Raw genomic sequence first — 12,208 nt, 5'->3', positions numbered from 1 at the left:
CTGTGTTGCCAAAGCCGATCCCAGATTTTGGCAAATATCGACCTGTATTGTGCTGATCATATTTTTTCTTCGGAAGAAAATTCGGTTTAAAAAAACCAGATTTTTCAGAAGGAATTTGACCTGATTAACTGCAAAATCTGTCCATTATTTTCATTACCACCAACCCATCTTCAGCAGAGCACGGATTTTTGCCCCTGCCAAGAAAATAGTCTGCAGTAGCAGTAATCATTGGTAGTTGGACATGCGGAAGAGGCTCAAAGTTGAACTCTTCACTGCGATCTTCAGATTTCAGGAATACCTTGTCACCAAAAAAGGAAAAGCTTATAGCACCTTTACTTCCGTAGATAATGCATTCATCGTTTTGATCTGCTGCCGATACATTAAAACTCCATATTCCATTGAAATGCACTTCATTTTTGAACCTGATAATTCCGTTTACAATATCATCGGCAGGATAAGAAGGATTTTGATTTGAAGAAAAACCTTCAATCTGCTGAGTTTCTCCAAAAAAGTGGTACATAAGATCAATTTGATGCGGAGCCAGGTCATGAAAATATCCTCCGCCCGAGATGGCAGGGTCAATTCTCCAGTTTTCGTCAGACTCTGCAATTAAATCAGATTTTGGCGGTTGTAAAATCTTTATATCTGCAAAACGGACTGCACCAATACTTTTCTCTTCCAAAAGTTCCTTTACCTTCAAGAAAGCCGGTAATTTTCTCCGGTAGTGCGCCACCGTTAACTTGCTTTTGCTCTGTTCCAGGGCTTTTATTATGCTCACGGCTTCCTGCGAATCCATGGCCATTGGCTTTTCGAGGTAGATGTTTTTACCAGCTTTAATGGCTTTTAAGGTAAGCTCAACGTGTGTAGATGGGGGAGTGGCAATATAAACGGCATTTATGCGCGAATCATTTAAAAGTTCTTCGGCATCATCGTACCAGACGGGAACGTTATGTCGTTGTGCAAAATCCCTGGCTTTTTCTGTATCCCTTCGCATTACAGCAAGTAATTCAGAATCTTTAATTTGTTGAAATGCGGGGCCGCTTTTAACTTCTGCCACATCCCCGCATCCTATAATTCCCCATACTAGCTTTTTCATTTATTCAAGCTTTAGGATCTTTATATTTTTAAATTCCACACCCTGTCCTTCGGCCTGTAAGCCAATGTAACCCTGAGTTAGCGGCTTTCCATCTTTTTTTATTTCCGGGTCAAAACCACCTACCACTTCGCCGCCAATCTGAGGTTTGCTGTACTCCAGCACGGTATTTCCATTTACTTTATGGATGACTAAAGAATCACGGTACACAATAAGATCGGCTTGTACCCATTCGTCAGGTTTGTAAGTTTCCGAGGAAGAATTAAGGCAGTGCCCCGGATACATCTCGTTTTTATAATAAATCTCGGTCCCATGGGAACACATATTCCCGGTGGGCCTTGGGTCTCCGTTACCGGCATCGGCCAGCATCTGGTATTCAACAGAAATTGGCCAGTCCTGTTCTTTTAAAATTGTCGCCGGATCCTGGGAATGAAACATAACGCCACTATTACGGTAGGTATAATCGGGTGCATCCTCCATCCATTGATCTGTAAAGCGGTATTCAAATTTTAAGTGAAAGGAAGAAAAAGATTCTTTGTAAAACAGATGTCCGTAACGTTCCCCAAATTCTTCATATTCATCGTAATCCACAAGGACTGTTCCGTCTTTTACCTGGAAAGTATTTGCATAATTGTCGCCAACTTCATGATGGTGGAATTTCACGATCCAGTCGTCCAGGTCTTCCCCGTTAAATAAGGTTTGCCATTGTTCTTCTTTCGTTTCTTCTTTTACCGCAACTTCCTTTTTTTCAGTCTTTGACTTGTTGCCACAGGAAGTGAGCACTGCGAGGATAATAATTACTATTAAAAGCTTTTCTGGTTTCATTTCTAATGTGCTAAATATTTTATGCTGTTTTTAACCCGAAAGCTTATTCCTCCTTGTAGCGCTTTAGTGCCTCCACGAAATAATAATCGCCATAAGTAAGTGGTACATCTACTTCAGAATTTTTGGGGAGATGACCAACTCCATGTTTCAGAATAAAGCCACCGTTGGTACCTTCTTTAGCTAAATATTCCGGACCCATAAGTGTATTGAGAGCCGTTTCAGCAGCATTGAAATACTTCTTTTGCTTATTTTTATCTACATATTCGCTTAACTCAAGCAGGGCAGCGGCCATAATCGCACCTGCCGAAGAATCTCTAAACGCATCCGGAATTTTTGGCGCGTTGTAATCCCAATACGGAATTTTATCTGCAGGCATATTTGGGTGGTCAAGCATAAAATCTGCAATTTTCACTGCCTGGTCCAGGTATTTTTGATCTTTGGTTTTTCGATATACCTCTGTAAAGCCATACAGGCCCCAGGCTTGTCCACGTGCCCAGGCAGATTCGTCGGCATTCCCCTGGGCTGTTCTCTTATCTTTTACTTCACCCGTGTTTTCGTTGTAATTTATCACGTGATAAGAACTATTGTCTGGCCTAAAGTGATGTTGCATTGTGGTATTGGCATGAGTGATAGCAATATCGCGATACCTGTTGTCCCCACTGTATTCTGAAGCCCAGAACAACAGTTCCAGGTTCATCATATTATCGATAATTACCAAAAAACTGTCATCATCAGAATCCCAGGAGCGTATAGCGCCAACTTCTTCGTCAAACCGTGTAGCTAAAGATTTAGCGCTGTTCATAAGGATTTCCTCATATTCCTCTTGTGGATCAAGACGATTTGCAGCACCAAAACTGTCAAACATCATAAAACCCAAGTCGTGGGTAGAGGTGTTATGCTGCTCTTTTTCGAGGTCTTCCAGAATTCGCTCTGCTTCTTCCATAAGCTCGGGATCCCCAACTTCTTCATATAAGTAGAGGAGTGTGCCGGGATAGAAACCGCTAACCCACCAATCAGACCCGCTCGTCTCAAACCGGTTTTCTTTAGCATAATAGGTTTTGGGAAACCTTCCATCTTCAGGCAGCTGGTCTGCCATATATTTATATTGTTCTGCGGCTAATTCTAAAGTTCTGTCTATTTTATTTTCCGGAATGTCCTTTTGCGTTGCACAGGATGTAAAGAAAATTGCCAGCATCAAAACTGAAAATTTCACACTTCTGAAAACACCGGATTTTGGTCTGCTTTTTTTCATTGGTTTATTTCTATTTAGATAAATTGATTATTTTCAACAATCCCAACGGGAGTAGCAGTTTCGCCGGCAATTCTTTCTCCATCTCTTTGCATAATTTTGCACCAAAATGTGAAACTGGTCTATGATCTAAAAAGTTATCTATTATTGATTGGCACCCATTCACCAGCATTTTTGGTCATAACCAAATTTTGTCAATTATCGGCTTCTATACCTGTTCAAAAGCTAAAGAACCTTTTCTCCTTCCCAATGTCTGAATTATTTTCTCAATTTACTAAAATCATGGAAGGTGAAACAGAATTTTTTTTAGCACCTCTGCCAAAATTGAAGAACACCATTTTAAGGGAGGCATGCTTTTTATGTCAATTATCGTCCTTTAGATCAGCATAAAAGCGGCATTGCTATAACTATCCATCAACAAAAATATAACCTGCTATAAGATTTGAAGCGGACGATCTGTTGTATCCACCAGATTTTTTCTTATGACAAAGTCGCCGAATTCTTCATCTTGTTCTCTTTCCTGAGCATAAGAACCCAGAATAGGATCAAGCTCCTGCAGAATATTTTCTTCAGAAAGCATTTCTTTATATAAGGAATTTAAACGGTCCCCGTTATGGCTGGCACCAAGATACATATTGTATCTGCCTGGAGCACGGCCCACAAAACCTATTTCTCCTAAAGACGACCTGGCGCAATTATTTGGGCATCCGGTCATCCTGATATTTATTTCTTCGTCCTGAAGATTATGTTTTCTCATAATATCGTCCAGCTTATCTACCAGCGAAGGTAAATAGCGCTCTGCTTCTGCAAAAGCCAGCGGACAGGTATTTAGCGCCACACAAGCCATAGAACTTTTTCGAAGTCCGGTGAGCTTTTCATTATTAAGCACTCCGTTTTTTTCCAAAACAGCTTCAATGGCTTTCTTATTTTTTTCAGCTACATTGGCAATAATGAGGTTCTGGTTTCCGGTAAGTCTAAAATCCCCTTTGAGTATTCCGGCAACTTCTTTTAAAGCCTTTTTTAGCCGGTAACCTTCTTCGTCCTTAACCCTTCCGTGTTCTACAAACAGTGTATAAAACCACTTGTCATTGGTTCCTTTTACCCAGCCATATTCATCTCCATTTTTATTGAATTCAAAAGCACGGGGTTTTTCCATTTTTGAACCAAGACGATTTTCAATTTCATCTACAAACCATTGTAATCCATGTTTATCTATCGTATACTTAAGTCTTGCATTTTTCCTGTCCACCCGGTTCCCATGATCCCTCTGAATTGTAATCACCGCTTCGCCGACTGCAATAACCTTGTCTTTTGGCACAAAACCTATGACATCTGCCAGGCGTGGATAAGTGGATTTTTCCCCGAAAGTGCTTCCCAGTCCTCCGCCTATACAAACATTGTAACCTACAATTTCATTATCTTCTTCTATGCCAATAAAACCAAGATCATTCGCAAAGACATCAATATCATTGTTAGGCGGAATAGTTAAACCGATTTTAAATTTCCGTGGCAAGTAATGTTCTGAATATAAGGGCTCTTTATCTGGTGTTCCTGCAACTTTTTCTTTATCCAGCCATATCTCGTGATAAGCTGAAGTCTTCGGAAGAAAATGCTCACTAATTTCCCCGGCCAATGCATACACTTCTTCGTGAATTTTTGACTGATAGGGATTGGGGTTGCACATCACATTCCTGTTGACATCCCCGCAGGTGGCGAGTGTACTCAACAGCGCATCATTTATAGCTTTTATAGTGGGCTTCAGTTCATTTTTAAAGATACCGTGAAACTGAAAAGACTGTCTTGTGGTCAGCTTCATCGTACTATTTCCGTATTGATCTGAAAGTTTATCCAGCGCAATCCACTGCCCGGGAGTTGTGATTCCTCCCGGGGTTCTAACCCTTATCATAAACTGATAAAGTGGCTCCAGTTTTTGCTTCTTCCGTTCGGTATCAAGATCCCGGTCGTATTGCTGATAGGAACCATGGTATTTTATAAGCTTTACATCATCAGGATCAAGGGCACCTGTGAGAGGATTTCTGAGGCTCTCTTTAATCGTGCCCCTTAAATAGTCACTTTTGTCCTTTATATATTCGTCGTCCGATAATTTTTGCTCGTCCATAATTCTTTCTTTTGTGTAAGTTATAATTTCCTTTTTAACCTTACCTGCATATTTCTACTAAAACTCCACTGAAATAACTGTGATTCATAAATCACTTTTCTGATTATTCTGCAGCTTTTCTAGTAAATATCTGTTTGATAACGCTTGGAAACCTGAAGATACTTAATGTATTCTTCTGCTTTCTCCGGAGTTACGCCTCCTTGCTGCTGAATGATTTCCCGCAAGGCATTATCCACATCTTTCGCCATACTTGTTGCATCGCCGCATACATAGAAATGCGCTCCCTGCTCCAGCCAGTCGTAAAGTTCTTTTCCGTTTTCTAACATCCTGTGCTGCACATACTGTTTTTCCTCCTGATCCCTGGAAAAAGCTACATCTGCTTTAGTTAGCACACCTTCGTTAAGATATTGCTGCCATTCCGTTTGATACAGAAAATCTGTTCTGAAGTTGCGGTCTCCAAAGAATAACCAGGATTTACCTTTGTTCTCTGCCACTTCCTTGTGTTGCATAAAAGCCCTGAAAGGAGCGACACCTGTACCGGGTCCCACCATAATAACCGGCACCTCAGGATCCTGCGGAAGTTTAAACCTGCTGTTTTTGTCAACGAAGACCTTTACCTTATCGTCTACCTTAAGCCGGTCGGCAAGGGTAGTGGAGCAGTGGCCTTCTTTATTTCTGCCAAAGGCCTCGTAGCGAACCACCGAAACAAGCAAATGCACTTCATCTTCCACGGCCTGCTGCGAGGAAGCGATAGAATACATCCTTGGAGTATTTTTCCTTAATACTGAAATCAGCTCATCCGGTTTTAATTCGTAGGGTTCCTCCTGAATTAAATCCAGAACATCACGGCCCAGGAGGTAATCCTGAATTTCTTTATTGTCTGAAAGTATTTCTTTTAGTTTTTTGCTTTCTGTAAGTTCGGCATATTTTGTAATGGAAAGTTTGGAAAGCGGTGTTAACTCATAATCGTAAGTCAATGCTTCCAGCAGGTTCTTTTTTCCCTGATGGGTTTCTACCTGTTCATTTCCTGAAAGTTTGGTGGCTTTTAAAACTTCGCCTATCAAGTATTCCGAATTTGCTCCATAAACTCCCAGGGCATCGCCGGGTTCATAAGTTAAACCGGAACCTTCCAGGTCCAATTCCAAATGAATCGTTTCTTTGGAAGATCCTCTTCCGTTCAATTCTATTTTTTCCAGGATAGTGGCCTCAAAAGGGTTCTTTCTGGAGAATTTCGCTGCGGCCTTTGGAACAGCCACTTCGACTGGTGCTTCTGCTTCAGCTCCCTGACTGGAGCTCTGCGCCAGGGCATTTAAAAAACTATCTTGCCACGCTTCTGCATCTTCTTCGTAATCTACATCACAATCCTGTCGCGGACCAATACGCTGCGCGCCCAGTTTTTCCAGCGCAATATCGAAATCTTTTCCGGTTTGGCAGAAGTCGACATAACTACTATCGCCTAATGCCAGCACAGAGAATTTCATATGAGAAAGATCCGGCGCTTTTTTGCTGTGTATAAAATTATAGAGATCTTCTGCCTGTACGGGAGGTTCCCCTAAACCGTGAGTGCTGACTATTACAGCTAAATTATCGATTTTCTTCAGGTTCCTTCCTTTAAAGGAAGCCATGTCTGAAACCTCTGTTTCTATTCCTTTCTCCTTTGCGAGTGTAGCCAGGTTTTCAGCTAAACCTTCGCTGTTTCCTGTGTGACTGCCAAAAAGAATATGTAGCTTTTGCGGTGTGGAAGCAGCAGCCTGAGGAGCAGCAGTATTCTGCTGTTGTGGAGTTGCTGAAACTGCAGGTGCATTCTGAATAATTCCTGAAAAATATCCGCTTAACCATTGAAGCTGTCCCGAATCCAGTCCGGACAATGCATCCTGTAGCTTTTCAGCTTGTTTATCGTTAAAAGGCCCCTTCTTTAAATCCATGTGTTCTCAGTTTTCATATCAAGACATTCCTATGTCTTTGCAGCACAAAAATAAGACATCTAAAAAGGGATTGCCAATTGCAAATAATAATATAGAATAACCTGAAGTTATAATGAAAGTGGAGGAATGGGGAAATATCTTACTTCTGAAGAAAGGTTACATCTTGAGAACAGGTAAATCTTCGCTGCAAGTTTGAGCTTTTTGCAGAAGTAATTTCTGAGTGTATAATATGAGATTTCGAGTTGATAATAATTATAAATTATGCTTGTCTTGTAAAGCACCTCAAATTGTACTTTATAATAAAATGGCATGTCTAAAGTAGCGCGGTCGAGATGTTTTAAATGACCTTTCGACTCCGCTCAAGGAGACAAAACCAGGTTTAGGTGTTTCAGGAATATAATCATCTATAAATTATGATTCCTGAGAAGAAACTGGATGAGCAGGGCAGGGAGGCCACCCTCTGGACCTTGCGGAGTAATAAAATAGAAATTTCGGTGAATGGGAAGTTTTTTGATTTCAATAATTTTCAGGACCCCGCTTTCCAGTTCTTTAAGGATAGCGTGAAGGGAAACAAATGCCATACAATCTGAATGTTGCAGGTAAGATTTAATAGCTTCGGTGCTTCCCAGCTGCATTTCCACCTGCAGGTCGGACAGTCGGATTCCCTTTTGCTTCAAAGCATCGGCGGTAACTTCCAGCGTTCCCGATCCCGGTTCCCTCAATAAAAGCGGAATTTTCTTGAGCTCTTCCGGTTTGATTTCATCCTTTTTGGCCATGGAATTTTTACTGCCACACACCAGGACGATTTCATCCTTTAGAAATGGCGTATAAATAATTTCACGGCGTTTGGATTGACCTTCTATTACGCCCAGTTCTATTTTTTTATTAAGCAGGGCCTGCTCAATCTGTTCCGAATTTCCACTCAGCAATTCCACCTTTACTTCCTGGTGGATATTGTGAAACCGCGCCAGCAACGGTGGCAGGATATATTGAGTTATGGAAGTGCTGGATCCTACATGCAACGTACCCTTAAAAGCACTATTTAACTGATTGAGATCAAATTCTATGCGCTGGTAAATTTTTTGAATTTCGGTAGTGTGGCTTAACAAAATTTCCCCGGCAGGGGAGAGCAACACCTTATTTCCCCTTCTGTCGAATAGCGCCAGGCCAAATTGATTTTCCAGTTCTTTAATATGCTTTGTCACCGCAGGCTGCGAGATAAGTAGCTCCTCGGCAGCCTTGGTAAAGCTGAGCCTTCTTGCTACGGTGCTAAAAACTTTTAGGCGGAAGTCAAACATATACAATAATAGCAATCATTTTTGAAACTGTCAGTATTTATCCTATCCGGAATACAATGGACAATTTAATGGAGCACTAAAGCCCACTGAATTTACATTACAGAACGACAAACATTTTTTTAAAACTGAAAATCCTCTACATTAGAGTAGTAAAAACAAAGTAGAGATAAATGTACTAATGCATTTATTAGGAAATAAGGTTTAGTGTTAGATTTATATATATGTTACCCAACATTAAAGGAAACTAATGAATATAATTGGACATATTTAAAAATATGTGACGAGATAATTTTTTAATAAATACCTAAAAAGAGACAAATATGAAGTATCTAACATTTATTGTAATTCTATTTTGCTTGTTAACAGCTCAAGTTGTTCAAGGCCAAACTGAAACTAAAAAAATATCGAGCAAGATAGAAGAGGCCATGAGTGCCGCTCCATCATCTATTTCAAAAAATGCTACTATTTTAGGCTACCCGACAGAGCCAGGTGGTCAAAATATAGTTTTGCGCAAAGGCACCAATGGTTGGACTTGTCGTCCTGACAACCCCCATATTCCTGGTAACAATCCAATGTGTGTGGACTCTCAGGTGTTTGAACTATTAAGTGCCGCCGCAGAAAAAAGGGATCCCAATATAACTCAGACAGGCTTCGGCTATTTTTTACAAGGAGGACATGGACGGAGTAATTTGAATCCTTGGGATACAAGTCCTACACCAGAAAATGAATGGATGGAACATCAAGTACCGCATATAGTCGTAGTTTTACCCGATAAATCTATTCTTGAAGGATTGCCAACAAAAATGAACAATGGCGGACCTTGGGTTATGTGGGACGGAACGCCCTATGCACATATTATGATTCCAGTGCCCGAATATAATCCATAACAAATATTGTCAATATAAGTGGCGATACCTCTCGTGACCTTTTAATGATCAGCAGTTCTGTTACAGTTCTAATAATTTACATTTAATTATAATTTCGTAGAAAAAAAAACTTAAGTCGGTTCATCGCAAATAACGGGTTTCATCCAAAAAGTGTAATTTTAGAGACTAAGAAAGAAAATTATTAAGCCGACAAGTCCGAGTCCCTACTCCCGCAACTCGACACCGTAACCGTTGTGAGGCATCCTCAAAAACTCTATAAAATATATAAATGTTTAGCTTCAGAAAAAGTAATATAGAAAAGATAAAATCCTTCATTAGGAATTTGGAAGATGGAGGGATTCAAAAATCCGACAAAGAGGACTTAATCAAAATGATTAGATCGACAATTGGTATAAAAACTAAGGCCGATGAAGATAAAAACATAAAAATTGGCACCTCTAAAATTGGAGGTAAACCTGATTTACCACAGGACTTTATATGGCCCAAAGTGGATAATAAATCAATGCTGTTTTGCGCACAATATAATTTGTCGGAATTAACTCAATTTGACCAAGAAAATATTTTACCAAGTAAAGGTTTCTTTTACATCTTTTTAAGTCTTGACGACCAATACAAAGAATTTAATGGAATAAATCAGGAGTTCAAATTTTTGTATAGCAAATCCGAAAATCTCATCAGAGCAGAATTCCCTAAAGATCTGGAAGCAAATTATTCTTTGAAAACAGCAATAATTAAGTATTTTCAATTTTATACAATTCCGGATGACCAGAACAATAAACTTTTTGAACTGGATAAAAAATATGATGATTTAAATTTTTATTTTAATGAGCCTACGGAAGACTTCATAGCGGACCTATATTCAGTTATGGATAACCTCCACCAAATTCTTGGATATGATAGGTATATTCAATCTAGTGCACTTTATGATTTCTCTTCAAAAGAATTAGGACTTTATGGAGCTGATAGTTCTGAATTTCAGAAGAGATGGAATGATATTCTAGAATTGTCTAATACGTTTGAATTATTATTACAATTAGACTGCAATGATTCAAATTCTGATATGACCAGGTTTGGTGGTAGCGGAACTTATTACTTTGGGATTTCAAAAAATGACTTGAAAAATCAAAACTTTAGCAACATAAAGATGACGTTTCAAATGACATAAAAACTGCGTACAAAAGTAGTAACCGTTGCACAAGCCAATAATTTTTTTGAATTCCCGCTACAAATAAGCCGCTTTAAACAGTTTTTCTTTTATGGATTGGATTGGCGGTGAACAAAATTCAGGTTCCTTAAAAGTGAACTTTGGAGCTCTTGCAATAGGTTTTTAGGTGGAAAAAGCAAAACGGACTGTCCTGCTCTGGATTTTACCCGTTTTGCGGTATGTTTCAAATATTTCTTTAAGTTATAAGCAATGGCGGCCAGGTGCATGCACTTGTTTGCTTGCCTGATGCCAACTGTGTTTACTTTTCTTAAGCCAAGGAATTCTTTGAGAGTGCCAAAGACAGGTTCCACAGTACTTTGCCGTTTGCCTTTCATATAACGGCCACGCCTGCTTTTTACCCGTTCAACTACACGCACCTTGGAGAGATGCTCCTCCAGGTCTTCTGCCGGGACTTTGATCTCCAGACTGTCCATGGAAGCATTGGCTTTTACAGGGGCCGAATCAATTGCCTGGGTGTGCCCGGTTACCAATCCGATTTCAATACACAGCTTTAAAACTTTGGTAAAAACTTCCTCAAAGATATCTTCAGGGAAAAGCTGGCGGGTACGGCTGATGGTACTGTGCCAGGGCAGTTCTTCATCCACATCATATCCCAGGAAGTAGAGGACGTCCAACCGCATTGCGCAGTGGTTCATTAGTCCACGGTCCGTAGTGATGTTTTCCAGGTATCCCACCAGACAGATCTTGAAAAAGACCACCGGGTCGATGCTTTTCTGTCCGCTCTCTCCGTAGAACTTTTGGGTAAGCGGATAAAGAAACTCCAGGTTCAGGACTTCTTTTAAACGTCTGTAAAAATTTTCTTTTGGAATCCTGTCACTGAGACGGAAGGAAGTGAAGAGTTTTTCCTGATAATTTTTCTTGCCTTGCATACAGAAAATTAGCTCTTTTGGCTAACTTGTGCAACAGGCACAATATATAAAAACAATGCTCAAACCTGTCTCAATTCGAAAGTCCGTGCTCGCTTGCAACGCCTGATTGTCCTGCGGACAATCACGCTCGCCCGCTCGCACAGTTTTTATACGAGACGTTGTACCTCATTTAAAAAATACTGCTCATTAAATGAAATTATTTCCTGATAAAAATTTTAAGGTTGAATTGAGTGAAAGTAGCTCGAGTGCGATGAATGACCTGAAACAGCATACCAAACTGACTTCAAATATTGTTTCGAAATGGGGAGTAAAAGAAGATTTTATTGGACAAGTAGACCAAAACGGATTCAAAGTTATTTCTTCAATCGTAGGCTTTGGTGCTCTTTGCATATTGACGGGAAAGTTTGAAAATAGCAGCGGAAACATAGAAGTGAGATTTCACAAAGCATTCAAAATCCTATTTTCAATTTTATTATTATATCCTCTCATCGGATTTTGCATTATTTGGACAACTAAAGGATTAGAAAGTGCCATAGATTTTCTGCCGATTTTTATCATAGCGTTTTTAGCAATCCGCTTTGTATTTATGGAATTAAGTTTTAGGCTTATTTCAAAAATAGTTTGAATAAATTGACTAAAATTATTGGAATTGAATGTTGTCTTAAAATTACTGAATATATTTTACCAATACCCATAAAATTTGTCTACAAAAAATGTT

At 39.8% G+C, this 12,208-nt stretch carries 10 protein-coding genes; 3 read left to right on the top strand and 7 right to left on the bottom strand.

The window, feature by feature from the left end; all coding sequences use genetic code 11:
• Positions 1-124: 124 nt before the first annotated feature.
• The 6 genes from RM545_RS07435 to RM545_RS07410 form a co-directional block, all read right to left on the bottom strand.
• Positions 125-1,096 carry a Gfo/Idh/MocA family protein gene (locus RM545_RS07435; protein ID WP_311494682.1) on the bottom strand — a complete coding sequence of 324 codons (972 nt, stop codon included), beginning with the start codon at positions 1,094-1,096 and terminating at the stop codon, positions 125-127.
• Positions 1,097-1,918, bottom strand: coding sequence for a 3-keto-disaccharide hydrolase (locus RM545_RS07430; RefSeq protein WP_311494681.1), 822 nt, complete (start codon positions 1,916-1,918; stop codon positions 1,097-1,099).
• Positions 1,919-1,961: 43 nt separating this feature from the next.
• Positions 1,962-3,170: a glycoside hydrolase family 88 protein gene (locus tag RM545_RS07425; protein ID WP_311494680.1), complete on the bottom strand. Its 1,209-nt coding sequence runs from the start codon at positions 3,168-3,170 to the stop codon at positions 1,962-1,964.
• Positions 3,171-3,600: 430 nt separating this feature from the next.
• Positions 3,601-5,310, bottom strand: coding sequence for an assimilatory sulfite reductase (NADPH) hemoprotein subunit (gene cysI, locus RM545_RS07420; RefSeq protein WP_311494731.1), 1,710 nt, complete (start codon positions 5,308-5,310; stop codon positions 3,601-3,603).
• 95 nt (positions 5,311-5,405) lie between these two features.
• Positions 5,406-7,211: an assimilatory sulfite reductase (NADPH) flavoprotein subunit gene (locus tag RM545_RS07415; RefSeq protein WP_311494679.1), complete on the bottom strand. Its 1,806-nt coding sequence runs from the start codon at positions 7,209-7,211 to the stop codon at positions 5,406-5,408.
• A 404-nt stretch (positions 7,212-7,615) separates the two neighbouring features.
• Positions 7,616-8,509 carry a LysR family transcriptional regulator gene (locus tag RM545_RS07410; RefSeq protein ID WP_311494678.1) on the bottom strand — a complete coding sequence of 298 codons (894 nt, stop codon included), beginning with the start codon at positions 8,507-8,509 and terminating at the stop codon, positions 7,616-7,618.
• Between the two features lie 320 nt (positions 8,510-8,829).
• Between RM545_RS07410 and RM545_RS07405 the strand changes: the two genes are divergently transcribed.
• Together RM545_RS07405 and RM545_RS07400 are read left to right on the top strand one after the other, a co-directional pair.
• Entirely contained in the window at positions 8,830-9,396 is a 567-nt protein-coding gene (locus RM545_RS07405; RefSeq protein WP_311494677.1) for a hypothetical protein, read from the top strand.
• Between the two features lie 322 nt (positions 9,397-9,718).
• Positions 9,719-10,561, top strand: a complete 843-nt coding sequence (locus RM545_RS07400; protein WP_311494676.1) for a DUF1963 domain-containing protein — start codon at positions 9,719-9,721, stop codon at positions 10,559-10,561.
• Positions 10,562-10,650: 89 nt separating this feature from the next.
• Here the strand turns inward: RM545_RS07400 and RM545_RS07395 are convergent, their stop codons facing one another.
• On the bottom strand, positions 10,651-11,490 hold the full coding sequence (locus tag RM545_RS07395; RefSeq protein ID WP_311494675.1) for a transposase: 840 nt from the start codon (positions 11,488-11,490) through the stop codon (positions 10,651-10,653).
• 190 nt (positions 11,491-11,680) lie between these two features.
• Between RM545_RS07395 and RM545_RS07390 the strand changes: the two genes are divergently transcribed.
• Positions 11,681-12,115, top strand: a complete 435-nt coding sequence (locus RM545_RS07390) for a hypothetical protein (protein ID WP_311494674.1) — start codon at positions 11,681-11,683, stop codon at positions 12,113-12,115.
• The last annotated feature ends 93 nt before the right edge of the window (positions 12,116-12,208 follow it).

This window comes from Autumnicola lenta, assembly GCF_031846515.1.
Taxonomy (GTDB): Bacteria; Bacteroidota; Bacteroidia; order Flavobacteriales; family Flavobacteriaceae; genus Autumnicola; species Autumnicola lenta.
The sequence above is the reverse complement of the archived record's forward strand: the minus strand, read 5'-3'. Positions and strand labels throughout refer to the sequence as shown.

What these genes read in the sequence shown, in the direction of transcription:
- RM545_RS07435 (WP_311494682.1), bottom strand. Translation starts at nt 1,096, where the DNA reads ATGAAAAAGCTAGTATGGGGAATTATAGGATGCGGGGATGTGGCAGAA.
- RM545_RS07430 (WP_311494681.1), bottom strand. Translation starts at nt 1,918, where the DNA reads ATGAAACCAGAAAAGCTTTTAATAGTAATTATTATCCTCGCAGTGCTC.
- RM545_RS07425 (WP_311494680.1), bottom strand. Translation starts at nt 3,170, where the DNA reads ATGAAAAAAAGCAGACCAAAATCCGGTGTTTTCAGAAGTGTGAAATTT.
- RM545_RS07415 (WP_311494679.1), bottom strand. Translation starts at nt 7,211, where the DNA reads ATGGATTTAAAGAAGGGGCCTTTTAACGATAAACAAGCTGAAAAGCTA.
- RM545_RS07410 (WP_311494678.1), bottom strand. Translation starts at nt 8,509, where the DNA reads ATGTTTGACTTCCGCCTAAAAGTTTTTAGCACCGTAGCAAGAAGGCTC.
- RM545_RS07405 (WP_311494677.1), top strand. Translation starts at nt 8,830, where the DNA reads ATGAAGTATCTAACATTTATTGTAATTCTATTTTGCTTGTTAACAGCT.
- RM545_RS07395 (WP_311494675.1), bottom strand. Translation starts at nt 11,490, where the DNA reads ATGCAAGGCAAGAAAAATTATCAGGAAAAACTCTTCACTTCCTTCCGT.
- RM545_RS07390 (WP_311494674.1), top strand. Translation starts at nt 11,681, where the DNA reads ATGAAATTATTTCCTGATAAAAATTTTAAGGTTGAATTGAGTGAAAGT.